The sequence below is a fragment of the Streptomyces sp. NPDC019443 genome (assembly GCF_044389785.1).
In the GTDB taxonomy this organism is placed as follows: Bacteria; Actinomycetota; Actinomycetes; order Streptomycetales; family Streptomycetaceae; genus Streptomyces.
The window spans coordinates 614,621-637,109 of record NZ_JBIRYJ010000004.1; the positions used below are offsets into that span (position 1 = coordinate 614,621).

At 70.3% G+C, this 22,489-nt stretch carries 28 protein-coding genes and 1 pseudogene; 9 read left to right on the plus strand and 20 right to left on the minus strand.

Annotated features, from left to right (window positions below):
• Positions 1-81: 81 nt before the first annotated feature.
• Positions 82-258 (minus strand): annotated as a pseudogene (locus ACH492_RS17035) (TetR/AcrR family transcriptional regulator); the annotation flags it as partial.
• 127 nt (positions 259-385) lie between these two features.
• On the opposite strand from ACH492_RS17035, the gene ACH492_RS17040 reads away from it, so the two are divergent.
• Positions 386-1,357 (plus strand): zinc-binding dehydrogenase, encoded by a 972-nt coding sequence (locus ACH492_RS17040; RefSeq protein WP_398987217.1) that lies wholly within the window; start codon positions 386-388, stop codon positions 1,355-1,357.
• Between the two features lie 60 nt (positions 1,358-1,417).
• Here the strand turns inward: ACH492_RS17040 and ACH492_RS17045 are convergent, their stop codons facing one another.
• Positions 1,418-2,191, minus strand: a complete 774-nt coding sequence (locus ACH492_RS17045; RefSeq protein ID WP_398987375.1) for a TetR/AcrR family transcriptional regulator — start codon at positions 2,189-2,191, stop codon at positions 1,418-1,420.
• 174 nt (positions 2,192-2,365) lie between these two features.
• Here ACH492_RS17045 and ACH492_RS17050 point away from each other — a divergent pair, with 174 nt between their 5' ends.
• On the plus strand, positions 2,366-3,298 hold the full coding sequence (locus ACH492_RS17050) for an ATP-binding cassette domain-containing protein (protein ID WP_398987219.1): 933 nt from the start codon (positions 2,366-2,368) through the stop codon (positions 3,296-3,298).
• Entirely contained in the window at positions 3,291-4,046 is a 756-nt protein-coding gene (locus ACH492_RS17055) for an ABC transporter permease (protein ID WP_398987221.1), read from the plus strand. The genes ACH492_RS17050 and ACH492_RS17055 overlap by 8 nt, the downstream gene beginning before the upstream one ends.
• A gap of 416 nt (positions 4,047-4,462) precedes the next feature.
• On the opposite strand, the gene ACH492_RS17060 is transcribed toward ACH492_RS17055, so the two are convergent.
• The 3 genes from ACH492_RS17060 to ACH492_RS17070 all read right to left on the minus strand — a co-directional run bounded on the left by ACH492_RS17060 (position 4,463) and on the right by ACH492_RS17070 (position 6,569).
• On the minus strand, positions 4,463-4,624 hold the full coding sequence (locus tag ACH492_RS17060; protein WP_398987223.1) for a hypothetical protein: 162 nt from the start codon (positions 4,622-4,624) through the stop codon (positions 4,463-4,465).
• Positions 4,625-4,799: 175 nt separating this feature from the next.
• Positions 4,800-5,702 carry a winged helix-turn-helix domain-containing protein gene (locus ACH492_RS17065; protein ID WP_398987225.1) on the minus strand — a complete coding sequence of 301 codons (903 nt, stop codon included), beginning with the start codon at positions 5,700-5,702 and terminating at the stop codon, positions 4,800-4,802.
• A 165-nt stretch (positions 5,703-5,867) separates the two neighbouring features.
• On the minus strand, positions 5,868-6,569 hold the full coding sequence (locus ACH492_RS17070) for an HAD family hydrolase (RefSeq protein ID WP_398987227.1): 702 nt from the start codon (positions 6,567-6,569) through the stop codon (positions 5,868-5,870).
• A 74-nt stretch (positions 6,570-6,643) separates the two neighbouring features.
• Here ACH492_RS17070 and ACH492_RS17075 point away from each other — a divergent pair, with 74 nt between their 5' ends.
• Both ACH492_RS17075 and ACH492_RS17080 read left to right on the plus strand, forming a co-directional pair.
• The gene (locus tag ACH492_RS17075; protein WP_398987229.1) at positions 6,644-6,832 is read left to right on the plus strand and encodes a hypothetical protein; all 189 of its coding nucleotides are present in this window, start codon (positions 6,644-6,646) and stop codon (positions 6,830-6,832) included.
• Between the two features lie 27 nt (positions 6,833-6,859).
• Positions 6,860-7,036, plus strand: coding sequence for a hypothetical protein (locus tag ACH492_RS17080; protein WP_398987231.1), 177 nt, complete (start codon positions 6,860-6,862; stop codon positions 7,034-7,036).
• An 11-nt stretch (positions 7,037-7,047) separates the two neighbouring features.
• On the opposite strand, the gene ACH492_RS17085 is transcribed toward ACH492_RS17080, so the two are convergent.
• The 4 genes from ACH492_RS17085 to ACH492_RS17100 form a co-directional block, all read right to left on the minus strand.
• The gene (locus ACH492_RS17085; protein WP_398987233.1) at positions 7,048-7,923 is read right to left on the minus strand and encodes a FadR/GntR family transcriptional regulator; all 876 of its coding nucleotides are present in this window, start codon (positions 7,921-7,923) and stop codon (positions 7,048-7,050) included.
• 50 nt (positions 7,924-7,973) lie between these two features.
• Positions 7,974-9,218: a GNAT family N-acetyltransferase gene (locus tag ACH492_RS17090; protein ID WP_398987235.1), complete on the minus strand. Its 1,245-nt coding sequence runs from the start codon at positions 9,216-9,218 to the stop codon at positions 7,974-7,976.
• Positions 9,219-9,293: 75 nt separating this feature from the next.
• Positions 9,294-10,259 carry an asparaginase gene (locus ACH492_RS17095; protein WP_398987237.1) on the minus strand — a complete coding sequence of 322 codons (966 nt, stop codon included), beginning with the start codon at positions 10,257-10,259 and terminating at the stop codon, positions 9,294-9,296.
• A gap of 62 nt (positions 10,260-10,321) precedes the next feature.
• Positions 10,322-10,963 (minus strand): AmfC protein, encoded by a 642-nt coding sequence (locus ACH492_RS17100; protein WP_398987239.1) that lies wholly within the window; start codon positions 10,961-10,963, stop codon positions 10,322-10,324.
• 147 nt (positions 10,964-11,110) lie between these two features.
• On the opposite strand from ACH492_RS17100, the gene dtd reads away from it, so the two are divergent.
• On the plus strand, positions 11,111-11,536 hold the full coding sequence (gene dtd / locus ACH492_RS17105; protein WP_398987241.1) for a D-aminoacyl-tRNA deacylase: 426 nt from the start codon (positions 11,111-11,113) through the stop codon (positions 11,534-11,536).
• A gap of 111 nt (positions 11,537-11,647) precedes the next feature.
• Here dtd and ACH492_RS17110 read toward each other — a convergent pair whose 3' ends face one another.
• The 3 genes from ACH492_RS17110 to ACH492_RS17120 form a co-directional block, all read right to left on the minus strand.
• Positions 11,648-12,613 carry a YgfZ/GcvT domain-containing protein gene (locus ACH492_RS17110; protein WP_398987377.1) on the minus strand — a complete coding sequence of 322 codons (966 nt, stop codon included), beginning with the start codon at positions 12,611-12,613 and terminating at the stop codon, positions 11,648-11,650.
• 13 nt (positions 12,614-12,626) lie between these two features.
• Positions 12,627-13,064: a Fur family transcriptional regulator gene (locus tag ACH492_RS17115; RefSeq protein WP_398987243.1), complete on the minus strand. Its 438-nt coding sequence runs from the start codon at positions 13,062-13,064 to the stop codon at positions 12,627-12,629.
• Between the two features lie 120 nt (positions 13,065-13,184).
• On the minus strand, positions 13,185-13,757 hold the full coding sequence (locus ACH492_RS17120; protein WP_356228624.1) for an FABP family protein: 573 nt from the start codon (positions 13,755-13,757) through the stop codon (positions 13,185-13,187).
• A 255-nt stretch (positions 13,758-14,012) separates the two neighbouring features.
• Between ACH492_RS17120 and ACH492_RS17125 the strand changes: the two genes are divergently transcribed.
• Positions 14,013-14,375 (plus strand): DsrE family protein, encoded by a 363-nt coding sequence (locus tag ACH492_RS17125; RefSeq protein WP_356228625.1) that lies wholly within the window; start codon positions 14,013-14,015, stop codon positions 14,373-14,375.
• 47 nt (positions 14,376-14,422) lie between these two features.
• Here ACH492_RS17125 and ACH492_RS17130 read toward each other — a convergent pair whose 3' ends face one another.
• The 8 genes from ACH492_RS17130 to ACH492_RS17165 form a co-directional block, all read right to left on the minus strand.
• Positions 14,423-14,689 carry a DUF3099 domain-containing protein gene (locus tag ACH492_RS17130; protein ID WP_356228627.1) on the minus strand — a complete coding sequence of 89 codons (267 nt, stop codon included), beginning with the start codon at positions 14,687-14,689 and terminating at the stop codon, positions 14,423-14,425.
• Positions 14,690-14,775: 86 nt separating this feature from the next.
• A complete protein-coding gene (locus ACH492_RS17135) occupies positions 14,776-15,063 on the minus strand; it encodes a DUF1416 domain-containing protein (protein WP_150488563.1) in 288 nt (95 codons plus the stop codon).
• Between the two features lie 31 nt (positions 15,064-15,094).
• On the minus strand, positions 15,095-15,940 hold the full coding sequence (locus ACH492_RS17140) for a sulfurtransferase (RefSeq protein ID WP_398987246.1): 846 nt from the start codon (positions 15,938-15,940) through the stop codon (positions 15,095-15,097).
• 138 nt (positions 15,941-16,078) lie between these two features.
• A complete protein-coding gene (locus ACH492_RS17145; RefSeq protein ID WP_355172694.1) occupies positions 16,079-16,159 on the minus strand; it encodes a putative leader peptide in 81 nt (26 codons plus the stop codon).
• Between the two features lie 230 nt (positions 16,160-16,389).
• Positions 16,390-17,139 (minus strand): DUF2993 domain-containing protein, encoded by a 750-nt coding sequence (locus ACH492_RS17150; RefSeq protein ID WP_398987379.1) that lies wholly within the window; start codon positions 17,137-17,139, stop codon positions 16,390-16,392.
• 163 nt (positions 17,140-17,302) lie between these two features.
• A complete protein-coding gene (locus ACH492_RS17155) occupies positions 17,303-18,499 on the minus strand; it encodes a hypothetical protein (protein ID WP_398987248.1) in 1,197 nt (398 codons plus the stop codon).
• Positions 18,435-18,689 (minus strand): MoaD/ThiS family protein, encoded by a 255-nt coding sequence (locus ACH492_RS17160; protein ID WP_356228634.1) that lies wholly within the window; start codon positions 18,687-18,689, stop codon positions 18,435-18,437. The genes ACH492_RS17155 and ACH492_RS17160 overlap by 65 nt, the downstream gene beginning before the upstream one ends.
• A gap of 46 nt (positions 18,690-18,735) precedes the next feature.
• A complete protein-coding gene (locus ACH492_RS17165) occupies positions 18,736-19,551 on the minus strand; it encodes an alpha/beta hydrolase (protein WP_398987250.1) in 816 nt (271 codons plus the stop codon).
• A 219-nt stretch (positions 19,552-19,770) separates the two neighbouring features.
• On the opposite strand from ACH492_RS17165, the gene ACH492_RS17170 reads away from it, so the two are divergent.
• Both ACH492_RS17170 and ACH492_RS17175 read left to right on the plus strand, forming a co-directional pair.
• The gene (locus ACH492_RS17170; protein ID WP_398987252.1) at positions 19,771-20,553 is read left to right on the plus strand and encodes a response regulator transcription factor; all 783 of its coding nucleotides are present in this window, start codon (positions 19,771-19,773) and stop codon (positions 20,551-20,553) included.
• A 24-nt stretch (positions 20,554-20,577) separates the two neighbouring features.
• Positions 20,578-21,600 (plus strand): LacI family DNA-binding transcriptional regulator, encoded by a 1,023-nt coding sequence (locus ACH492_RS17175; RefSeq protein ID WP_398987254.1) that lies wholly within the window; start codon positions 20,578-20,580, stop codon positions 21,598-21,600.
• Positions 21,601-22,489 lie beyond the last annotated feature (889 nt).

Consider the following 22,489-nt stretch of genomic DNA (forward strand, 5'->3'; position numbering starts at 1 on the left):
GGTCGACTGTGGCCGCGGCCAGATCGTCGGCCTTACGAATCGTCAACTCGCCGTCCCCGCACAGGGACCGGCCGAGGGCACGTCCTGGGCGGGGAAGTACCGGAAGAGGGTGGGCTTGGAGACGTCGGCGGCGGCCGCGGCCTCGGCGACGGAGACCCGGTCGAAGCCCTTCCTGAGGAAGAGGGCGATCGCCGCGTCCGAGATCGCTTGGTACGTCTGCCGCTTCTTGCGTTCCCGGAGGCCCATCTCACCGCTCATGACTCCGAACGTACGCACCCACAGCCGACCGGCGGCCAGTTGGCCGGCTGGTCAGCCGGCCTGTTGACCTCAACCGCACTTGAGGTTTCAGACTTCCAGCAAGCTATCGAATTGAGGAGTGGACGGCATGCGCGTGGCACAGGTCAAGGAGTTCGGCGGCCCGGAGGTACTGGTCACGACCGAGGTCCCGGATCCGGTGGCGGGTCCGGGCGAGGCGGTCGTCGCCGTCTCCGCTGTGGACACGATTTTCGTGGAGACGCAGATCCGGTCCGGCAGCTTCGGCGAGCACTTCCCGGTCCAGCCGCCGTACGTGCCGGGCGGCGGCATCGCCGGCACGGTGCGGGCGGTCGGCGAGGGGGTGGACGAGGCGTGGATCGGCCGCCGCGTGATCACTTCACTCGGTTTCAGCGGCGGCTACGCGGAGCAGGCGGTGGCCTCCGCGGCCAAGCTGATCCCCGTCCCGGCCAGCCTGGAACTGCGCGAGGCGGCGGCCCTGGTGCACGACGGCGTAACCGCGACGGCGCTCCTGGAGTCCACCGGCCTGGGGGCGGGCGACCGGGTGCTGATCCTGGGCGCCTCGGGCGGCATGGGCACGTTGCTGGTCCAACTGGCAAAGGCCGTGGGTGCGCAGGTCGTCGGGGTGGCGCGGGGCGAGCTGAAGACGTCCCTGGTACGGGAGTTGGGCGCCGACGCGGTGGTGGACGCCACGTCCCCCGACTGGGTCGCCCACGCCCGCACGGCTCTCGGCCCGTCGGGCGCCGACGTGGTCCTGGACGGTGTCGGCGGCGACCTGGGCCTGGCGGCCTTCCCCCTGACGGCGGACGGCGGCCGCTTCTCGGCCCACGGCGCGCCGACGGGCGACTTCGCCCCGGTGGACGCGGCGGAGGCGGAGCGCCGGGGCATCAAACTGCTCGGCATCGGCGACGTCCAGCTGTCGGACGAGGAGTACGTCCGCCTGGCGGCCAAGGCCCTGACGGAGGCAGCGTCGGGCCGCCTGTACCCAGTGATCGGCGGCGAGTTCCCCCTGGAACGCGCATCGGAGGCACACGCGGCGATCGAGGGGCGGGGGCTGCGGGGGAAGGTGCTGCTGACGACGTGAGCGGGCGGGGGTGAAGGGGCGGGGGTGAAGGGGCGGGGAGGGAGTGGGCAACCCCGCCCCTCACCCCCGCCGCTTGCGGATCAGGACCTCGATCCCGTCCAGCACCCGGTCCAGGCCGAAGCCGAACTCGAAGTCCGGCTCGTCCGGTTCGTACATCACCTCGGACTCCAGCATCCGCGCCACCGCCGGATAGCGGGCCGGGTCCGCCAGGCGCTTCAGGGTGGTCGCGTACCGGCGCATGACCTCCTCCGGCGAGCCGCCGCTCGCCTCGATCGCCGCGCCCAGGTCCGCCATCAGCAGCGCCTCGTTCCGTACAAAGCCGCTGACCAGCAGGATCATCGAGATCTTCTCGCCCTCACTCAGCCCCGTCTCCTCCAGCGCGGCGAGGCCCCGCTCCCACCAAGCCACCGAGTTGGGAGTGGCGGGCGGGCCGGAGACCGGGATACGCAGCACCCACAGGTTCCGGTGGAACACCTCGCGCTGCGCCCATGCCCAGGCCGCGAGCGCCTCCCGCCAGCCCGTGCCGGGGTCCGGCGGAGCCGGCGGCAGGCCCATCACCGCCTCCTGCATCAGGATGTAGAGCTCGTCCTTCGCGGCGACGTACCGGTACAGCGACATCGTCGAGACGCCCAACTCCTTGGCGACCCGCCCCATGGAGACCGCCGCGAGCCCTTCCGTCGCGGCGACGCCCACCGCCGCCTCGACGATCCGGTCCAGGCTGAGCCCCGGCTTCGGCCCTTTCGCGGGGCGCTCGCGCAGGCCCCACGCGGCTTCGATGCTGGCGGGCAGGCCGGTCTCGCCGCGAGTACCGCGCGTACTGCCCGCACCGCGCATACCGCGCGTACCGCCCGCACCGCTCTTGCCGCCGCTGCTCCCGCTGCCGTGCGCCGCCATCACTCTCCGCCTTCTCCCGCCCTCCAGCGTCTCCCGCTTGACGCACATCCTAGTAATGCGTAACCCTTACACAGTAACGCGTATCCCATACGCAGAAGGAGAGTGCGGCAACCCATGACCCAGTCGCCGGCCATCGAGGCCATCGGTCTCGCCAAGGCCTACGGGAAAGTCACCGTCCTCGACGGCATCGACCTGCGCGTCGAGCGCGGCGCCGTCTTCGCCCTGCTCGGCCCGAACGGCGCAGGCAAGACCACGACCGTGCGGATCCTCGCCACCCTCACCACCGCCGACGCGGGCAACGCGCGCGTCGCCGCGTACGACGTCGTCCACGACCGCGCCCGCGTACGCCGCGCCATCAGCCTGACCGGCCAGTTCGCCGCGGTCGACGAGAAGCAGACGGGCGAGGAGAACCTCCGCATGATGGCTCGCCTCAGCGGCCTGTCCCGCGCGGCCGCCCGCCGCCGCGCCGCCGAACTCCTCGAACGGTTCGACCTCACCGACGCGGGCCGCCGCCAGACCGGGACGTACTCCGGCGGGATGCGCCGCCGCCTCGACCTCGCGGCCGGCCTGGTCGGCGACCCGGAAGTCGTCTTCCTCGACGAGCCGACGACCGGCCTCGACCCGCGCAGCCGTCAGGAGCTCTGGCAGGTGATACGCGACCTCTCCGCGAGCGGCGCCACCGTCTTCCTCACCACCCAGTATCTGGAGGAGGCCGACCGCCTGGCGGACCGCATCGCGGTCGTGGACGGCGGCCGGCTGGTGGCGGAGGGCACGGCCGACGAACTCAAGGCCCGGGTCGCGGGCCACCGCCTCGACCTCGTACTCAACGACACGGCGGCGTACTGGCGGCTCGAGTCACACGCGGTCCACCGCTCCCCCGAGACGCTCACCCTCGGCCTCCCGACGGACGGCACGGCGGCCCAGGTCCGGGCGCTGCTGGACGAGGTCGACCCCGAGCGCCGCGACGTGGCGCGCTTCTCGGTCCAAAGAGCCACGCTCGACGACGTCTTCCTCGCCCTGACCGACAAGGAGCCCGCCCATGTCTGATGTCCTCACGCCCGCGCTCACGATGGCCGGGCGCAGCATCCGGCTCTCCCGCCGCAACATCGACGCCGTCATCACCTCGATGATGCTGCCGCTCATGCTGATGCTGGTCTTCATCTACTTCTTCGGCGGAGCCATCAACACCGGTACGAAGTACGTGACCTATGTGATCCCCGGCATCCTCATCCTCTGCGCCGCCTTCGGGGCGTCCTCCACCGCGGTGAGCGTGAGCGAGGACATGAAGGGAGGGATCATCGACCGCTTCCGCTCCCTCGACGTGGGCGGCACGGCGATCCTGGCCGGCCATGTCGCCGCCAGCACCGTACGCAACCTGTTCTCGACGATGCTCGTCCTCGGCGTCGGCCTCCTCATCGGCTTCCGCCCGTCGGCGACGCCACTCGGCTGGCTCGCGGCCGCGAGCATCCTGATCGCCTTCCTCCTGGCGATCTCATGGCTCTCCGCAGCGGTCGGACTGCTCGCCAAGACCCCTGACGCGGCGGCCGGGTTCACCTTCTTCATGATGTTCCTGCCCTACCCGAGCAGCGCTTTCGTCCCGATCGAGACGATGCCGAGCTGGCTCCACGGCTTCGCCGACCACCAGCCGGTGACGCCGCTTATCGAGTCCCTGCGCGGGCTTCTGCTGGCCCAGCCGGTGGGGACGGCACCGTGGACGGCGCTGGCGTGGTGCGGGGGGATTCTGGGGGTGGCGGTCGCACTGTCGGGGGTCTTCTTCAGGATCCGTACGGCGTAAACGCTCGAACGTCCAACTGGCCTACGGCGTCAGGGCTCGGACCGTGCCGTCGACGACCGAACCCGGCTCGTGTACGCGGACATCAACTGGCGGAGCGTAGGCACACTCCGCAGGGCCAGCGGTTCCTGGGCCGCCGCCAGGACCCGCTGGACGTTCCCTGCCGCGCGCGGCAGGATCCGCCAGTTCGTCTCAGGGGCAGGGCTCAGCACCAGCACCAGCACGGGCAAAGCGCGAGCTCAGCTGATTCTCGGCAGCGAGCGGCAATACGTACGCCTCATGGTGGTAGCGCCTGAGCGGCCCGGTGATCCCCCCCGTCGTCGCCGCTCAGTTCTGCGGCTCGCCGCAGAACCTCGGACACCGACTCGACAGTCATGGAACGTGTCCTCGATGCTCGGCCCGCCCACTGACCGAAGAAGCTACCGCTGCGGCCGGTGCGAAGGCACTCTCGCCCTGATCGATTCGGGCGCCATGGTCGCGCCGCTCACCATGTCCTCCACCTGCTGAGCGACGATCTCGCTCAGCTTCTCGGTGGTCAGGGACCAGACATCGAGCGACACATGCTGGGCGGTGAACGCCACTGCGACACGCTGGGCCGGCTTCTGCGGAGCCGCATCCGTGACGACCACACGCGAGCCGCGACCACGGCCGTCGGTATCAATCGGATTCGTCCAGCCGGGTCATCGGGGTACGGCATCCGCAAGCAGGTGCGGCCACATCGTCGCGGACGGCCTGAAGCAGCCGTTCCGGTTGGCCTCAGCTCCCTTCGGGCACACCAAGATTCTCCCAGTACGAGTCGAACCATTTCTGTGCCGATGCGACGAAGAGCGACCCCTGCGCGTCGGCGTCACCGGTCTTCTCGTAGTGGAAAAGCGTCGACTGGAGCCCGAGGACGTCCAGCGCCTGGACCTCGGTGCCGTCCGACAAGGGCATCGTGCGGCGCTCCACCACGTAGAGGCCGTGCAGTGCCGAAGTCCGGTTGAGCAGATAGAGCTTGTGCGTCGGGGTGAGTGGCGCCCGGCGGACATCAACGTCGACAGTGGAGACCAGCCCGCCGCGACGCAGCGCAACAAGCTTCTCGCGCAGCCGCCCGGTGTGGAACTCGACCATGGTGGCCCAGCGTTCGTGCGGGCGCGCGTCCCCTGGGTCATCGGCCGCGGCCGGGAACGCCGGCCTCGGTTCGCGACTGGGCAGGAGCAGTCTCAGGCTGATGCTCCGAGGGCCCACTTCACGACGGGCCACCCGGTCGGCCTGCACGCCGACATGGTCGGTCAGGGACTCGGTGGTCAGGCAGAAGGCGTCGAGTGAGACTTCCTCCGCCTCGAAGGCTTCCGAGATGAGTGGACCGAGACCGACGGGCACCGGCTGGCCGGCCCTCGCCTTGGGGGTGTGGATCCGCCGGGCCCGGATCACACGTGATCCGCTGCCCTGCCGTGACTCGATCCAGCCCTCGGTCTGAAGTTCGCGCATCGCCCGTTGGATGGTGTCCCTGGACACCCCGAACTCCGCCATGAGTTCGCGCTGCGTGGGCAGCAGCTGCCCGAGCCGGTGCTCCCCTCGGTCGATCCGTGAGCGCAGTTCGCCAGCGATCTGCTGTGCCGTCCGTGCGCCCTCTTGCGGTGTTGCGCCCTCACTGGCGCCTGGGCGTTCAGTGGCCATAGCTCGACCGTACAACTTGACCGGGCCACACACATCAGTTTCAGCCAAGTTAGCTAATTGGACTGCCGATCACGCTAGTTGTTCTGGCTTACTGTCAAATAAGCAGCACCCCAGTCCAATTGGACTGCATCCCGACGAAGGTTCCGGGAGGTGAACATGGTCGGGTCAGCCTCGGTCCGCATCACGCACGGCCGTCAGCACAGCCTCCAGCGAATCGACGATGACCTCGGCCCTCGCCTGCTCCAAGGCAGCCAGTTTGCGCGCGTTGCGCGCATAGCCCAGGAAAGCGACATCTGCCGCTCGCGCCGCCTGCAAATCGGCAGGGGAATCCCCGAGCAGAACCACCTCCGAGGCATTCATCCCGGTACCTGCCAGAGCTCGCCGCACGCAGTCCGGGTCCGGCTTGAGGCGTGCCACGTCGCGTGTACGCCCGTAAATATGACTGCCGAAGCACTCCGCGAGATCACGGCGTTCGAGGTAACGCCGCACCGCCGCGGGCGCGTTGTTCGTCGTCACGGCGAGCTGGAGCCCGAGCGTGCGGAACGTCCGGATCAAGAGGTCCGCGTAGGCAGTGGGCCGGGAGCTCTCCGCCGCGATCATCTCCTCACGGGTGATCAGCTCTTCGAGCTCCGCCACCAGGGGACTGCCGGGGACGGCGTTGGCGTACGCGCGGAGGACGGCCTGCGGATCGTCCGTCTCCAGCGCCTCGGACGGGATCACGCTCCCGTCGCCGGTGCCGGCGATCAGCTCCCGCAGCCGATTGGCCACCTCACTCGCCGGGTGTCCGGCGAAGAGCCGGCAGATCGGCCCGTCGAAGTCGAAGAAGACGCACTTGGCTGCAGAGAGCAGATCACGGAGGTCGGCCACACACGCACGCTACAGCGCCCCCCTGAGGCGCTGTTGAGCTCCCCGGCACCCGCACTGAGGAAGGAAGCAGCCCCATGGAACTGATCACCTTCACCGGCACTCTGCTCGATCTCGGCCTGGGCGGGCTCATGGCCTGGCGGTACGGGGCCGGGGGTCTCGTCGGTCTTGCCCTGCTCGGCCTGGGCATCAAGGCACGCCGCCACGGGTGCGCGTGCGCAGGAGCCTTCATCTTGTCCCTGCTGCTGGTGCCTCCAGGAGCGTGACCGCCAACCGCAAAGGACGGACCCGTCATGCCACTCATCGCCCTTGTCGCCGCCACCCTGGCCGTCGGCTTCGAGACGCTCGTGGAGAGCCGCTTCGGTCCGATGGGAATCATCGCGCTGCTGCTGCTCAGCATCGGCGTGAAGGCCAGGAACGCCGCGTGCACCGGAATCGGCACGATCATCCTGGTGATGCTCGTCGCGTGACGTCGGCCGAGTCAGCCGAGTTTCAGATCCAGGGAGATCGTGCCCCACAGCCCGTCGAACCACGCCTGCGACTGCGCCACAAAGGCATCGTCCCGTTCGCCTCGGCCCGATTCGAAGCGGAAGAGCGTCGAATCCGTGCCGAGCATGTCGTAGATCTCGACCGGCCCGTCGTCGATCCGCACCTCGCGCCGCTTCACGGTGTAGTAGGCGAAAAGCGCCTCCGAGCCGTTCAGCAGACAGAGCTTCACGGGCGGGGTGAAAGGCAGTGCGCGGAAGGTGACATTGACGTCGCAGCCTATCGTCGCGCGAAGAGACAGGAGGTTGTGGCGCAGCACCTGCCCCAGGGCGTTGCGCTGCGCCTGCCAGCGCTGGTGAAGCTGTTGATCGTCCTCCGGGGCGCCGAGGGGGGACGGGAAGGCGAGGCCGTTGTCCCGGTCGGGCAGCAGGATGCGGACTTCCACCGTGGACGGTCTGACGCGGCCTGTGTGGATCATGAGCAGCGGCTCCCCGAGCGCGAGCAACAAGGATTCCGCCGTCAGGCAGACGGCGTCGATACGGACCTCGCGGGCCGAGAATGCCTCCGCGAGGCGGGTTCCCAGGGCCACCTTGACCGGCTCGGGTGCGTCACCGCCTCGTGCGACCTCGGGCGGCGCGACACGGGGCGGGCTGCCTCTGGTCACACCGGCGAGCAGCCCCTCGTCATGCAGGCTCCGCAGGGCCTGCCGGACGGTGCCACGCTGCACACCGAACTCTTCGGCCAGCTGGGCCTGTGTCGGCATCCTCTCGCCGACCGTCAGTTGACCCGTGCGGATGCGTTCGCGCAGCACGTCCGCCACGCTCTGGATGGAGTGTCGCCCGGTGTTGTGTGTCGTACCATCGCCGTCCACACATCAACGCTACAACTCAACTTCCGTCCAAGGCAGTTGTACGGCAGACGTCAGAAGACGTCCGGGCACCACGGCCGCCTCGGCGTACGGAACACCCCGTCCGCCACCCCCGCCGCCCCCGGCGTCCCCTCCTCCACCAGGCCCAGTGCCGCGAGCCGGACCGCCGACTCGTCGCCCAGGTAGAGCGCACCCAACTCCCGTATGCCCAAGGTCAGATCCGGCGACTCGGTCGACGGCGCGCAGACCGCGCCCTCCGGCGAGGCGTCCAGCCGGAAGGTACCGCCCGCCAGGCCTGCAGAGTCCTGGACGTCCAGGATCAGGGTCGCGGATGTCGCGTACGTACGCGCCTCCAGCGCCCGCGCCACATCCAGGATCCGCACCCACAAGAAGTCCGCCTGCGTCAGGATCCTCGCCGCCCGCGGGTCCGGGAGCAGCAGCGGGAGCAGGTCGTCCGGAGCGCGGTAGCCCGACTTGACCGTGGTGATCCAGTCCACCGAGCAGACGTAGTGCCAAAGCGCACGCTCCGCCGCCGGCGTCAGCGCGAGCATCTCGCGTACCGTCGCCGTGTTCAGCGGTTGCTTGGCGTCGCCCCACTTGTCGTCCGACTGATAGGCGAGCAGGCCCTCCACCTCTCCGGACGCCGAGCGGTAGACCGCGTAGAACGGCTCCGTCCATGGCTGGCTCGCCAGCTGCGCCTGGCCCGTGTTGAGCTGCCACCAGCGCTCGTCGCGGCTCACCACGCCCGGCTGCCTGGCCGCCAGCCGTGCATGCAGTTCCGGGCCGAGTTTGCGTACGTCCGTGGCGTCCACCAAGTCGATACGGCCGCCGTCGTCCGGGCCCGACCAGCGCCGGTCGAGGCCCGTGCGCGGGACGTCGACCGCCCACTCGGTGATCCAGGCGGCGGGACCGTAGCCGTACCGCCCGTAGATCGGGTACTCCGCGGCGATCAGCGTGGACACGATGTCGCCGCGCTCCTTCGCCTCGGCGAGGTCGGCGGTGATCATGCGGCTGAGCAGGCCGCGGCGGCGGTGTGTGGGCGAGACCGCCACATTGGAGACGGCGTTCGCGGGGAGCGCTGCGCCCCCAACCGCCGTGAGCTGCTGCGCGAACGAGCGGTACGTCGCCACACAACGGCCGTCGTCGAACGCGCCGCGCACCCGCGCGAGGTCGGTGTGCGCCCTGCGCGAGGTGACCTCTTCCGCCGAGACCACCGGCGGCCGCAGAAATCCAGTGTTCAGGGCCCGCAGCCAGTCGGGGTACTCGGACTCGGTGATGACGCGGGTCTCGACGCTCATGCGGCCCACGCTAGGCCGAACGCCGACCGGCCCGCATCCGAGTTTCGACCTGGGGATTCGACCCGGGGAAATGCCTCAGAAGGCCGCGCGGATCGCTCCCACCTCCACGCCGCCCCCCAGCAGCGGCACGTGCCCGATCCGGCCCACCACCGGCGAGTCCACTCCCATCACCTCGAGCGCACGGCCCAGCACCGGGCCCAGCGCCCGCGTCGCGCCGTCGTCCACCTTGAAGGCCAGCGCGCGGCCGTCCGCCAGCGCCACCGCCTGGACCGCCTCCGCGCCCATCTTGGAGAGCGCGCCCGGCACCTCGCGCATCAGCCAGGTGTCGGGGCGGCGGGTGCCCGCCACGTACTCGGGGTGGGCGCGCATCGCGTCCGCGACCCGGCGCTCGGCCGAGCCCGGCTCGGCGAGCACGAAGTGGCGGAAGGCGCGCGCCAGGCCGGTCAGGCTGATCGCCATCAGGGGTGCGCCGCAGCCGTCCGTGCCGACGGCCGCGACCCGCTCGCCGGACGTGTCCTCGACCACCGCGTGGACCAGCCGCTGGAGTGGGTGCGCGGGGTCCAGGTAGTTCGTCCGGTCCCATCCGTTCAGCGCGCAGGCCGCGAGCATCGCCGCGTGCTTGCCTGAGCAGTTCATGGCCACCCGGTCCCGGACCTGGCCCCCGGCGAGATACGCCTCCGCCGCGACCGGGTCGAGCGGCAGGTCCGGCGGGGTCTGCAGTTCGTCCGCCGACAGCCCGTGCTCGGCGAGCATCTTGCGTACGAGATCGAGGTGAAAGCTTTCGCCCGAGTGGCTCGCCGCAGCCAGCGCCAGGCGCTCGCCGGAGAGGGCGAGCCCGGCCCGCAGTACGGCCGCGGCTTGCAGGGGCTTGTTGCTGGAGCGAGGGAAGACCGGCGCGTACGGGTCACCGAGCGCGAGTTCCACAGTGCCGTCCGCCGCCAGGACGACGAGCGATCCGCGGTGATGGCCCTCGGCAAAGCCGGAACGTACGACTTCGGCGAGGACCGGGGGTATGGCGGTGCTGTCGGCGGTGGAGCTCATCGTCGGCCTTCCGGGGCAGGGGCCCGCTCCCGGAAGGATCGGTTCGAGGAGTCGGAATCGCTTCAGGTGAGCAGGTCGTCTACTTGTGCTTCGCCTTCACGGTACCTGCGGGCGATCTCGGCGCTGCAGTCGTCGGCCGTCCGCTGCAGCAGCTGACGGCGGCGCGAGACCTGCTGCTCATAGCGGATCAGCCGCCCCATGGCCGCGTGCAGTTCCTCGTCCGTACGGGCGTCCAGGTCGGAGAGCTCGACCTCGGAGAGCATGTCGGCGGCCAGCCGCCGGTACTCCTCACTGTGCGGCGTGGAGAGCGTCACATGGCGGGCGGACGAGCGGTGCCGCGACGGAGCGTCGGCCAGGATCTCCGACAGACGGTCGACGACCGTGGCCTCCGGGAGGACCGGGGTCTGTGGGTCCGTACGCCGGGCCAGCTCGGCCCGCAGGATGTCGATCCGGCCCTGCAGCAGCCGCCGTACATAGCTGAGGTCCGCCTCGTCGCGGTGCGAGTCCCGGCGCAGCGTGCGCAGCTCCGGCAGCCGCAGGGTCAGGAGGTCGTGCTGCGGCGGCTCCGGCAGGGCGCCCGTACTGCGCTGCTGGGGCGGTCGCTCGGCACAGGCCATGGGTGCCGGGAAAGTGGGAATCGACGTGGAAGCCGATGCGGGAATCGATACGGGACCGGGCGGCTGCCCGGCGCCAGATGTACTCATGTGCGTTGTCCGTCCCCTCGACCGGTGCATGAGGTCTCCCCAGGCCCCAAGGGCCGAGGGGAAGCACCGCCTTGTTGCATCGTGCCACCCCGGAACCTCCCGACGCAGGTGCTCTGCACCCGTTCAGCCCCAGATAGGTTGGTCTGTATGCGTGCAGTGGTGCAGAGGGTCGACGGCGCGAGCGTCGTCGTGGCGGGCGAGACGGTCGGCGAGATCGTCGGCGAAGGGCTGTGTGTGCTGGTGGGAGTCACCCACGAGGACACCAGGGAGAAGGCGGCGCAGCTGGCCCGCAAGCTCTGGTCGGTCCGGATTCTGGAGGGTGAGAAGTCCTGCTCGGATGTGAATGCGCCCTTGCTGGTGATTTCGCAGTTCGCTCTCTACGGGGACGCCCGCAAGGGCCGCCGCCCCACCTGGAACGCGGCGGCGCCCGGCGATGTGGCCGAGCCGCTGGTCGACGAGGTCGTGGCGCAGCTGCGGGCGCTGGGGGCGCGGGTGGAGACGGGCCGCTTCGGGGCGGAGATGCGGGTCTCGCTCACCAACCACGGCCCGTTCACGGTGATCGTAGAGATCTAGCGCTCGGCTGCCTGCTCACGGCTCGACGACCGGCTCAAGCGCCCCGCTCACGGCTCGACGACCGGCTCAAGCGCCCGGCTCACGGCTCGACGACCGGCTCAAGCGCCCGGCTCACGGCTCGACGACCGGCTCCTGCGCCGCCGCCGTGTCGCCCGCCAGCAGCTCCGCGTCCACCGGCACATTGCGCTTGATCAGCGCCAGCGCGATCGGGCCGAGCTCGTGGTGGCGGGCGGACGTGGTCACAAAGCCCAGCTGGCGCCCCTCCGCACCCTCCGATGCGAGCCGGACCGGGGTGCCGGGGCCCGGCAGATGCACCTCGCTGCCGTCCAGGTGCAGAAAGACCAGTCGGCGGGGCGGCTTCCCCAGGTTGTGGACGCGCGCGACGGTCTCCTGGCCGCGATAGCACCCCTTCTCGAGGTGAACGGCGCTGCCGATCCAGCCCAGTTCGTGCGGGATGGTGCGGTGGTCGGTCTCGAAACCGACACGGGGGCGGTGGGTCTCGATGCGCAGTGCTTCGTACGCGAGGATTCCGGCGACCGGGCCGTTCTCGGCGGCGTACGACTCGAGGTCGGCGCGCGGCAGAAACAGATCGCGGCCGTGCGGGGTCTCCCGTACGACAACGCCGTCCGGCACCTGAGCGATGGAGCCCGCCGGCAGGTGCACGACCGCGAACTCCTCGGTACGGTCGGCCACTTCGACCTGGTAGAAGAACTTCATCGACTCCAGGTAGCCGATCAGCGCCTCCTGCGTGCCCGGCTCGACGTGCGCCCAGACCGTCTCGCCGTCGTCGACGAGATACAGGGCGTGCTCGATGTGGCCGTGCGCGGAGAGGATCAGCGCCTCGGTGGCCTGGCCCGCCGGGAGCTCGCTCACATGCTGGGTGAGCAGCAGATGCAGCCAGCTCAGCCGGTCGTCGCCGGTGACAGTGACAACGCCGCGGTGCGAGAGGTCGACAAGGCCGGAGCCGTCCGCGAGGGCGCGCTGTTCCCGGAACAGATCGCCGTAGTGCGCGGCGACTCCTTCGTCGCGTCCTTCGGCGGCGACCGCACCGGGCAGGGACAGCAGAGGGCTCTTCATCATGGGCACAAGCCTACGACTCGGTAGTTGAAGCCTCAGCGGCGCATTTCTTGCAGCAGCCGAAGATCGCGAAGTGCTTCATGTCCGTCTCGAAGCCGAAGGTCTTACGCAGCTTCGCGGTGAAGTCGGCGGCGACCGCGACATCCGCCTCGATCACATTCGTACAGTCCCGGCAGACCAGGTGGATGTGGTGGTGGCGGTCCGCGAGGTGGTAGGTGGGGGCGCCGTGGCCGAGGTGGGCGTGGGAGACCAGACCGAGCTCTTCGAGGAGCTCCAGGGTGCGGTAAACGGTGGAGATGTTCACACCGGACGCGGTCTTGCGCACCTCGGAGAGGATGTCGTCGGGCGTCGCGTGCTCAAGGGTGTCGACGGCTTCGAGGACAAGCTGGCGCTGCGGGGTCAGCCGGTAGCCGCGCTGCCGCAGATCGCTCTTCCAGTCGGTGCTCACCACGCGTCCAGTGTAGGCGGGGCCTGGGCCATGGGGGCCCGAACTGGCGCTCGGCCCCCATGGCTGCCCACCTCACCCATGGCTACTCGCCGTACCTCGAAGAAGCCCGAGAACGGCTTCGGGTCACTTGAAGAAGGCGATGCCGTCGTCGGGGAGGTCGCCGAGGTCCTTGGCCCACGCCTCGACCTGCTCCGGGGAGACGACCTTCTTCAGATGCGCCGACATGTACGGCCGCAGCGGGACCTCCGGAGTGGACTTCTCGCCCACCCACATCAGGTCGCCCTTCACATAGCCGTAGAGCCGCTTGCCACCGCTGTACGGGCCCGAGGCCGCGGTACGCGCCACCGCGTCCGTCACCAGGTCGATCTGCGGCTTCTGGTCGGCGAGCTCGCCGTACCAGATCTCGACGATGCCCTGGTCACGGGACATGACGACTTCGATCTTGCGGTCGGAGTCGATACGCCAGTAGCCGGACTCGGACTCCAGCGGGCGGACCTTGTTGCCCTCGGCGTCGAGCACCCACGTGTGCGAGACGTATTCGACGAAGTCCCGGCCGTCGTGGCTGAAGGTGACCTCCTGGCCGAAGTTGCACTTCTCGGCGCCGGGGAAGTCGGATACGCCCACGCCCTCCCAGTTGCCGAGGAGGAAGGCGAGGGGGACGAGGTCCGGGTTCAGGTCGGACGGAATCTCGATCATGAGGAGCTCTGGCGATCTGTAGAGATACGAGTGTGACTAGCGCTGACCCTGGTACAGCTTCTTCACCGTCAGACCGGCGAAGGCGGCGACGCCGACACAGACCAGAACCAGCAGGGCTTCGAAGAATGCCACAAGCACGGGGTGCTCCTCGGGATGAGCGGTGGGCGGTAAAAGGGCCGTGGCCCAGCCTAATGGGTTGGTGCCGCGCCCTCGCTGCGAGGTGTCCGTGACGGGCCGCCCATTAGAGTTCGGTACATGGCGAAGAAGCTCGTGATCAAGGTGACCGCCGGCGCGGACGCGCCCGAGCGCTGCTCGCAGGCCTTCACGGTGGCGGCGGTCGCCGTGGCCAGCGGGGTGGAGGTGTCGCTCTGGCTGACCGGCGAGTCCGCATGGTTCGCGCTGCCGGGCCGGGCGGCGGAGTTCGAACTGCCGCATGCGGCGCCGCTGCCGGATCTGATCGAGTCGATCAAGGCGGCAGGTCAGATCACGCTGTGCACGCAGTGCGCGGCGCGGCGCGACATCACGGAGAAGGATGTGCTCGACGGCGTACGGATCGCGGGCGCTCAGGTCTTCGTCAGCGAGATCATGCCGGACGGCGTCCAGGCCCTCGTCTACTGACGGCCCTCATTTACCGAGGCTACTGACGGCTCATCTACTGACGGCGCTCATTGGTTGTTCCGGCGCTTCTTGCCGTCCAGCTCGTCCCACCACTCGTCGGACTTGGGGTCCCCGGACGGGTCGTCCCACCAGCGGTCCTCGGGCCCGCGCCGGTTCGCGACCATCGCGGCGAACGGCGGGATGACCATGGCGACGACGCACATGCCGACGGCGACGGGAACGGACCACAGGCGCACCACGGCCCAGGCGGAGACGAAGAGCGCCAGGCACGTCCCCATCAGCAGAAAGTAGGCGTGGCGACGTCGCGCGTACATGCTTCCAGCGTACGACCGAAGGGCCGCACCCCGTTCCAGTGGCGTCCAACCCCTGAGGTGCGGCCCTTCGGCCGGTACATGGTGAATCAAACGGCGATGGCCACCTCAGCCAGGCCGCCGGTCTGCGCGACGACCGTGCGGTCCGCCGTGCCACCCGGAACGAGAGCGCGCACCGTCCACGTGCCCTCTGCCGCGTAGAAGCGGAACTGTCCCGTCGCCGAGGTCGGGACCTCGGCGGTGAACTCGCCGGTCGAGTCCAGCAGGCGGACGTAGCCGGTGACGGGCTCGCCGTCACGGGTCACGCTGCCCTGGATGGTCGTCTCACCGGGCTTGATCGTCGAAGCGTCGGGGCCGCCGGCCTGTGCTCCACACATAGGGGTTGTCCTTCAGGGTCGGAGGAGAGGGTTACTTGTTGGCGCCGAGCTCGATCGGCACGCCGACGAGGGAGCCGTACTCGGTCCACGAGCCGTCGTAGTTCTTGACGTTTTCGATACCGAGCAGCTCGTGCAGCACGAACCAGGTGAGCGCGGAGCGCTCACCGATGCGGCAGTACGCGATGGTGTCCTTCGCCAGGTCCACCTGCTCCTCGGCGTAGAGCTCCTTGAGCTCGTCGTCCGACTTGAAGGTGCCGTCGTCGTTGGCGTTCTTGGACCACGGGATGTTGCGGGCGGACGGGATGTGGCCCGGGCGCTGCGACTGCTCCTGCGGGAGGTGCGCCGGGGCGAGCAGCTTGCCGCTGAACTCGTCGGGCGAGCGCACGTCCACCAGGTTCTGGTTGCCGATGGCGGCGACGGCTTCGTCGCGGAAGGCGCGGATCGAGGTGTCCTGGACCTTGGCCTTGTACTCGGTCGCGGGGCGCTCCGGCACCTCGGCGCCGTCGACCAGGTCGCGGGAGTCGAGCTCCCACTTCTTGCGGCCGCCGTCGAGGAGCTTGACGCTGTCGTGGCCGTAGAGCTTGAAGTACCAGTACGCGTACGAAGCGAACCAGTTGTTGTTGCCGCCGTAGAGGACGACGGTGTCGTCGTTGGCGATGCCCTTCGCGGACAGGAGGTTCTCGAAGCCCTCCTGGTCGACGAAGTCACGGCGGACCGGGTCCTGGAGGTCGGACTTCCAGTCGATCCGGACGGCGTTCTTGATGTGGTTCTTGTCGTACGCGGAGGTGTCCTCGTCGACCTCGACGATGACGACCTTCGGGTCGTCGATGTGGGCCTCGACCCAGTCGGCGTCTACCAGGACGTCGCTGCGGCTCATGCTCTTTCTCCTCCGGGGCAGTGTGCGGCGGGTGATGCGAAGAGAGGGGTGTGCGGGTACGCGGATGCGCGGCGTACGGCACGGTTTGGCCCTGACAACTGTCAATGGGCCCGGGGGATACGGGAATCGAGCTCCCGCTCAGAAAGCGCGACAGAGCATGGCGGCGACGCGGCACAGGTCTACTGCCCGCCGCTTCGTGAGATCCGCCTGTCGCTTCATGGGTCCGATCGTAGGGACGAGTCGGCCACCGTGTCACCGGTGTGTCGGATATTGAGACGCGATCATCCACTATGCGGGACAGGAAGGAGCCCCGGACGCTCCGTGCCCGTCTCCGGGGCGGATTGGGCCCGTCCGCCTTCTATCCAGCGGACAGGGTCGTCTCACCATGCGGCCAGGTGGGTGAGCGTACGCCGGAAATCGCCCTCTCCGCCCTTCAGCGAGGGTGTGGTCTAGCCGGCCAGTGAGACGTTCGTACCCGTACCCGAGAACCGCAGTCCGGCGTCCGTCGCCGCGACCTTGTCGAGCTTGATGCCCGACGGCATCCCGGCGATCTTCAGGTCGTAGTCGATGGCCTTGCGCAGCTTCTCGTCGAAGCCCGGGACCGGCAGCTTGGGCAGCTCCTCGGCCCTCAACTGGACCGTGCTGCCGCCCTTGAGTACGACCGTGCTGTACGCGCTGACCGTACGGCCCTTGAGCAGTCGCTCCACCGCGCCGGGGACCGGAACGCCCGCGCCCTCGAGCAGGTCGGCGAGCGGTCCGGTGACCTTGACCTGGCCCTTGGCCGCCCGGTCGGGTCCCGCGTAGCTGATCGTGGCGCCCTTCGGCGCGGCCTTCGTCAGGTCGGCGTAGGAGATCCGGGCGGAGCCGTCGGCCCGGTCCGCGACGGCGGAGGAGAAGCTGCTGTCGATCCGTACGCTGCGCAGCTCGGCCCTGACCTCGGTGACGTTGACCGAGTGGCCGCCCGCGGTGGCGGTGATGCCGGACAGGCTGACGTCCACCTCGTCGAGCTCCTTGCCCACCACCTGGGTGAGGAAGGGGAAGCCCTTGATGGAGATCTCCGGGGTCGAGCTCAGCCCCTGGCTACTCTTGATCTTGCCGGCGGCCTCGGACTCCGCCATGTTGACCGCGATCCGGTCGGCGGCGACGAAAATGCCCCCGATGATCACGGCGACGATCAGCAGTATTCGCAGTGCGCGCATTGCTCGGTGTCCCCCACCCTCGTCCGTCTGGTCCCCCGTGACGCCCGCGAGCCTAACCAGTCCGGACGACGCCATGCCTTGAATGATCGACGTTTGGGTGGGGTCCTTTGGTTCCGGCCGACGGGACCGGGCCCGTCACACCGGGGCCCTCACACCAGGGTCCTCACACCAGGGCGCGGCCGATCAAGTAGACGGCGGGGGCCGCGGCGGTCAGCGGAAGAGCCACGCCGGCCGTCATATGGACGAAGCGGGACGGGTAGTCGTAGCTCGCGACCCGCAGCCCGATCAGCGCGCAGCCTCCAGCTGCGAGGCCGAGCAGCGCGCCCTTGGCGCCCATGTCGGTGAGACCGCCGGCCGCGATGCCCGCACCGGCCGCGGCCAGCAGCGCCACGGCGACGGACGCGACGCCCGGCAACGGCAGCGCACGGGCCAGGACGGCCACGGCGACCGCGATCCCCCCGATCACCACGGCGTCGTCAGGACCCGCGAGATGCCCGGTCGCGAGGATCGCGAGGGCGGCGGATGCCACCGTCGCCATCAGGCCGTACATCCTCTCGTCGGCGCCGGCGTGGCTGCGCAGCTGCAGTACGACGGTGAGCAGCACCCAGACGCCGAGGGTGCCGATGATCGCGGCGGGGGCGTTCTCCCGGCCGACGTAGAGCAGCACGGCGTCGGCGGCGAGGCCGCCGGCGAAGGCGAGCGCGATGCCCTGGCGGGCGGGCCACATGCCGTTCAGCCGGAACCAGCCGGCCGCGGTGACGGCCTGCAGCAGGACGAGAGGCACGAGCAGGGCGTACGGGCCGATGGCCGCGCCGCCGGCGAGCAGCAGTCCGAGGGCGGCGGTCAGCCCGGCGGGCTGCATACCGGGCGCGATGACCGGCGAGCGTCCCTCCGCGCGGGCGCGCTGGGCATCGGTGATCCGGGCATTCCCGATGGTGGTGGGGGCGCTGTATCCGGCGTCGGCGGCCGGGTCGGCCGGGGGCTCGTACATGGCCGGTCCGGGCGCCGGGAGCGGGGCCTCGGGCGGCAGCGGGTACGCCGCCTGCGGCGGCAGATACGCGGTGTCCGGGGCGGCGGCGGCCTGCGTGGGCTGCACGACCGGCTGGTACTGCGTGTCCCAGGTCTCGGCCTGCCAGGTCTGGGCCGTGCCGGGGTCGCGCTGCTCCGGGTAGCCGGACTCCTGGTAGGGCGCCTGATACGGCTGCTGGTGCTGCTGACCGGCGTACTGGCCCTGGTGCGGCTGCGGCGGCTGCTGACCGTACGGATACTGCTGATCGCTGCTCATGATGTGCGGTTCACCCTCCTGCGAACGGCGGGAGCACCTCGACCGTGCCGCCCTCGGCAAGCCGTACGGTCTCATGGCCGCGGGTCCCGACGGGGTCACCGTCGACGAGGAACGAACACCGTTGCAGTACGCGCGTCAGCTCGCCCGGGTGCCGCTCGCGCACCGCGTCGAGCGCCTCGGCGAGCGTTCCCGCCGCGTACGGCTCCTCCGCGATCCCGGCCGCTGCCTTGGCCGCGGCCCAGTAGCGGATCGTTCCCGCTGCCATAGCGGCACTCCTTTCGTCGGCTTCCATGATGGGCTACGCGGATGAGCTACTCGGCGACGAGCCAGTCTGCGAGGCGGCCCAGCAGCTCATCGTCCGCGGCGTTCTCGGCATGGCCCATGCCCGGCTCCAGCCACAACTCGGCCGTTCCTTCCCTGGCCGCCGCCGCGAGCATGCGCGGGTGGTCCAGGGGGAAGTACGGGTCGCGGTCGCCGTGCACGATCAGCAGCGGGGTCGGGGCGATGAGCGGCACGGACTCGACCGGGGAGAGAGGGACGGGGCTCCAGTCCTCGGGGTGGATCCGGGTGCCGAGGCCGTAGCGGCCGACGAGCCGGCCGAGGGGCCGGGTGACGACCCAGTGCAGCCGCCGCATCGGGGCGGTACCGCGGTAGTACCAGCGTGCGGGGGCGCTGACGGCGGCGACCGCGTCCGTACGCGCCTCAGTGCGCCCCCCGTGCATCGCAGCGTGCCGCAGTACCACCGAGCCGCCCATGGAGAACCCGACCGTCACGACGCGACTGTGACCGAAGACACGCGCCCACGCCACCGCGGCCGCCAGATCGAGCACCTCGCGGTCGCCGACCGTGGAGCGGCCGCCGGATGCTCCGTGCCCCCGGAACGAGAAAGTGACCACGGCCGCACGCTGCGCGAACGCCCGCGCCGCCCGGCGCACCGCGGGCCGGTCCACCGACCCCGTGAACCCGTGCGCGACAACGATCGCGGTGTCCGTGACACCTGCCGTACACGGCTCGTACACGGCCTCAATTCGGACCCCGTCTTCGGTGAGAAGGATCTTGCGACGCGGCCCCCGCGTGAGCGAAGGAATAATTGATCTGCGGAAAGACCCCTCTGCCTCGGAACTCATGTGGGCTATTCTGCTAGGCAGAGGACTCGGGCAACGTAGCCCCCGGGTCCTTTTGTGTTTTCCCGCCGTTGTTACAGGCAGGTGAACAATGGCTCCCAGGGCGCGGGAGCCATCGTACGAAGCAGTGCCGCAACGTCCTCGCAGGGACCGAGGAGGAACCGACGTTATGGGCGAGCGAACCTTGCACGACCGCAAGACGACCCGGGCAGGTGGGGCGCGATGAGCTCTCTGCTGCTCCTGACCAATGCCCTCCAGCCGTCGACGGAGGTGCTTCCCGCCCTCGGACTGCTTCTGCACAACGTGCGGGTGGCCCCCGCCGAGGGCCCGGCCCTCGTCGACACCCCCGGTGCCGACGTGATCCTTGTCGACGGCCGCCGCGATCTGCCGCAGGTGCGGTCGCTGTGCCAGCTGCTGCGCTCCACCGGGCCCGGCTGTCCGCTGATCCTCGTCGTCACGGAGGGCGGTCTCGCGGCCGTCACCGCGGACTGGGGCATCGACGACGTGCTGCTCGACACGGCGGGTCCCGCCGAGGTCGAGGCGAGGCTGCGCCTCGCGATGGGCCGCCAGCACATCACCTCGGACGACTCTCCGATGGAAATCCGCAACGGCGATCTTTCGGTCGACGAGGCGACGTACAGCGCGAAGCTCAAGGGGCGGGTCCTGGACCTGACCTTCAAGGAGTTCGAGCTGCTGAAGTACCTCGCGCAGCACCCGGGGCGGGTCTTCACCCGCGCGCAGCTGCTCCAGGAGGTCTGGGGCTACGACTACTTCGGTGGTACGCGCACGGTCGACGTGCATGTACGGCGGCTGCGGGCGAAACTCGGCCCCGAGCACGAGTCGCTGATCGGGACCGTACGGAACGTCGGCTACCGCTTCGTCGCGCCGGAGAAGGTCGAGCGCGCGGCCGAGGAGGCCAAGGCGAAGGCGGCGGCGGCTCCGGTCGCCCGTACGGATGATCCGGCGGAGGTGCAGGAAGCCGCCGTACGCCCTGCCCAGAGGTAGGTCACCCCGCGTAGACTGCCGCGCGTGGCCAAGGTGACGCGGGACGATGTAGCGAGACTGGCGGGTACGTCGACCGCGGTCGTCAGCTACGTCATCAACAACGGACCCCGGCCGGTTGCTCCGGCCACGCGCGAGCGGGTGCTCGCCGCGATCAAGGAGCTGGGTTACCGGCCGGACCGGGTTGCCCAGGCGATGGCTTCGCGGCGCACCGACCTCATAGGCATGATCGTGCCGGACGCGCGGCAGCCGTTCTTCGCGGAGATGGCGCACGCGGTGGAACAGGCCGCGGCGGACCGCGGGAAAATGGTGCTCGTCGGGAACTCCGACTACCGCGACGAGCGCGAGGTCCACTATCTGCGGGCCTTCCTCGGGATGCGGGTCTCCGGGCTGATCCTGGTCAGCCAGGGCCCGAGCGAACGGGCCGCGGCGGAGATCGAGGCGTGGGACGCGCGGGTCGTCCTCCTCCATGAACGCCCCGAGGCGATCGACGACGTCGCGGTCGTCACGGACGACATCGGCGGCGCGCAGCTGGCGACGCGGCATCTGCTGGAGCACGGGCATCCTTATGTGGCCTGCCTCGGCGGCATGGAGTCGACCCCGGCGGTCGGCGACCCGGTGGCGGACCACGTCGAGGGCTGGCGCCGGGCGATGCTGGAATCCGGCCGCTCGGTGGAGGGCCGGCTGTTCCAGGCCCCGTACAACCGCTACGACGCGTATCTCGTCGCCCTGAAGCTGCTCTCGGGCCCGGAGCGTCCGCCGGCGATCTTCTGCTCGACGGACGACCAGGCGATCGGCGTCCTGCGGGCGGCGCGTGAACTGCGCATAGACGTCCCGGGCGAGCTGGCGGTGGCAGGCTTCGACGACGTCAAGGAGGCGGCGCTGACGGACCCCCCGTTGACGACGATCTCCTCGGACCGCCCGGCGATGGCACGGGCGGCGGTGGACCTGGTCCTGGACGACGCCCTGAGGGTGGCGGGTTCGCGCCGGGAGAGGGTGAAGCAGTTCCCATCGGGCTTGGTAATCCGCCGCTCGTGCGGCTGCGGTTAGCCTCCGGCGGGTGTGCGTTACGGGGTGCGGCCGTCCGCGGCGCGGGTCGCGGGGGTCTCCGGTGCCGCGGGGCGCGGGCGTGCGTTGCGCGGGTCCCTGGATGCCGCGGGGTGCGGGGGTCCGCGGTGCGGGTCGCGGGGGTGCCCGGTGCGCGGGTCCGCGGTGCGGGCTGCGGGTGTGGCGCGGGTCGCCGCGGGGTGCGTTGTGCGGGTCGTGGGGTTGTCCGGTGTCGTGGGGTGCGGGTTCCGGTGCCCCTCCGGGCTCGACTCCTCGGGGTCGGCGGCGTGAAGGGGTTGGTGTTGATCACTGGGTCCGGCCGCCGATCCCCTGCGGGGACGACCCTGCACGGCCCCTCCCCACCGGGAGGTACCCCGGTACGGGCCCGCCCGAGGGGTGGACGCCTCAGCTCCCCGCCTTGTGGGCCACCGCGGCGAAGCCGCCCGAGCGGCCGGGGATGCGGGTCCGTCAGCCCGCTTTCGCGGGCTCCGCGGCGAAGCCGCCAGAGAGCGGCTCGGGGCTAGCCCCGCCTTCCTGGGCTCGGCGGCGAAACCGCCGGACCGGCCCGGGGTGCGGGGCCCTCAGCCCCACTTTCCTGTGCACCGCGGCGAAGCCCCCGGGGGTGTGGGGGCGTCAGCCCCCCACGTACCTCTTCCCTCCCCCGCAGGGGGCCCGGGGCATGCCCCGCTTTCGTGGGGAGCGGCGCGAGTGCGGGCCGCCAGCCCAACCCCGTTTCCCTAGCTCCGGGGCGAAGCCGCCGGAGTGGCCGGGGGTGTGGGGGCGTCAGCCCCCCCCCACGTACCTCTTCCCTCCCCGCAGGGGCCTGGCGCATGCCCCGCTTTCGTCGGCTCGGCGGCGAAGCCGCCGGAGCGGCACGGGTGCGGTGCCGCCA

Coding starts and splice junctions, on each gene's coding strand:
- ACH492_RS17150 (WP_398987379.1), bottom strand. CDS start 17,139: ATGCGCGCACTGCGAATACTGCTGATCGTCGCCGTGATCATCGGGGGC.
- ACH492_RS17090 (WP_398987235.1), bottom strand. CDS start 9,218: ATGAGCGTCGAGACCCGCGTCATCACCGAGTCCGAGTACCCCGACTGG.
- ACH492_RS17080 (WP_398987231.1), top strand. CDS start 6,860: ATGCCACTCATCGCCCTTGTCGCCGCCACCCTGGCCGTCGGCTTCGAG.
- ACH492_RS17170 (WP_398987252.1), top strand. CDS start 19,771: ATGAGCTCTCTGCTGCTCCTGACCAATGCCCTCCAGCCGTCGACGGAG.
- ACH492_RS17065 (WP_398987225.1), bottom strand. CDS start 5,702: ATGGCCACTGAACGCCCAGGCGCCAGTGAGGGCGCAACACCGCAAGAG.
- ACH492_RS17145 (WP_355172694.1), bottom strand. CDS start 16,159: ATGAAGCGACAGGCGGATCTCACGAAGCGGCGGGCAGTAGACCTGTGC.
- ACH492_RS17160 (WP_356228634.1), bottom strand. CDS start 18,689: ATGGCAGCGGGAACGATCCGCTACTGGGCCGCGGCCAAGGCAGCGGCC.
- ACH492_RS17075 (WP_398987229.1), top strand. CDS start 6,644: ATGGAACTGATCACCTTCACCGGCACTCTGCTCGATCTCGGCCTGGGC.
- ACH492_RS17165 (WP_398987250.1), bottom strand. CDS start 19,551: ATGAGTTCCGAGGCAGAGGGGTCTTTCCGCAGATCAATTATTCCTTCG.
- ACH492_RS17155 (WP_398987248.1), bottom strand. CDS start 18,499: ATGAGACCGTACGGCTTGCCGAGGGCGGCACGGTCGAGGTGCTCCCGC.
- dtd (WP_398987241.1), top strand. CDS start 11,111: ATGCGTGCAGTGGTGCAGAGGGTCGACGGCGCGAGCGTCGTCGTGGCG.
- ACH492_RS17135 (WP_150488563.1), bottom strand. CDS start 15,063: ATGTGTGGAGCACAGGCCGGCGGCCCCGACGCTTCGACGATCAAGCCC.
- ACH492_RS17055 (WP_398987221.1), top strand. CDS start 3,291: ATGTCTGATGTCCTCACGCCCGCGCTCACGATGGCCGGGCGCAGCATC.
- ACH492_RS17125 (WP_356228625.1), top strand. CDS start 14,013: ATGGCGAAGAAGCTCGTGATCAAGGTGACCGCCGGCGCGGACGCGCCC.
- ACH492_RS17100 (WP_398987239.1), bottom strand. CDS start 10,963: ATGAGTACATCTGGCGCCGGGCAGCCGCCCGGTCCCGTATCGATTCCC.
- ACH492_RS17050 (WP_398987219.1), top strand. CDS start 2,366: ATGACCCAGTCGCCGGCCATCGAGGCCATCGGTCTCGCCAAGGCCTAC.
- ACH492_RS17120 (WP_356228624.1), bottom strand. CDS start 13,757: ATGATCGAGATTCCGTCCGACCTGAACCCGGACCTCGTCCCCCTCGCC.
- ACH492_RS17040 (WP_398987217.1), top strand. CDS start 386: ATGCGCGTGGCACAGGTCAAGGAGTTCGGCGGCCCGGAGGTACTGGTC.
- ACH492_RS17130 (WP_356228627.1), bottom strand. CDS start 14,689: ATGTACGCGCGACGTCGCCACGCCTACTTTCTGCTGATGGGGACGTGC.
- ACH492_RS17140 (WP_398987246.1), bottom strand. CDS start 15,940: ATGAGCCGCAGCGACGTCCTGGTAGACGCCGACTGGGTCGAGGCCCAC.
- ACH492_RS17095 (WP_398987237.1), bottom strand. CDS start 10,259: ATGAGCTCCACCGCCGACAGCACCGCCATACCCCCGGTCCTCGCCGAA.
- ACH492_RS17045 (WP_398987375.1), bottom strand. CDS start 2,191: ATGCGCGGTGCGGGCAGTACGCGCGGTACTCGCGGCGAGACCGGCCTG.
- ACH492_RS17110 (WP_398987377.1), bottom strand. CDS start 12,613: ATGAAGAGCCCTCTGCTGTCCCTGCCCGGTGCGGTCGCCGCCGAAGGA.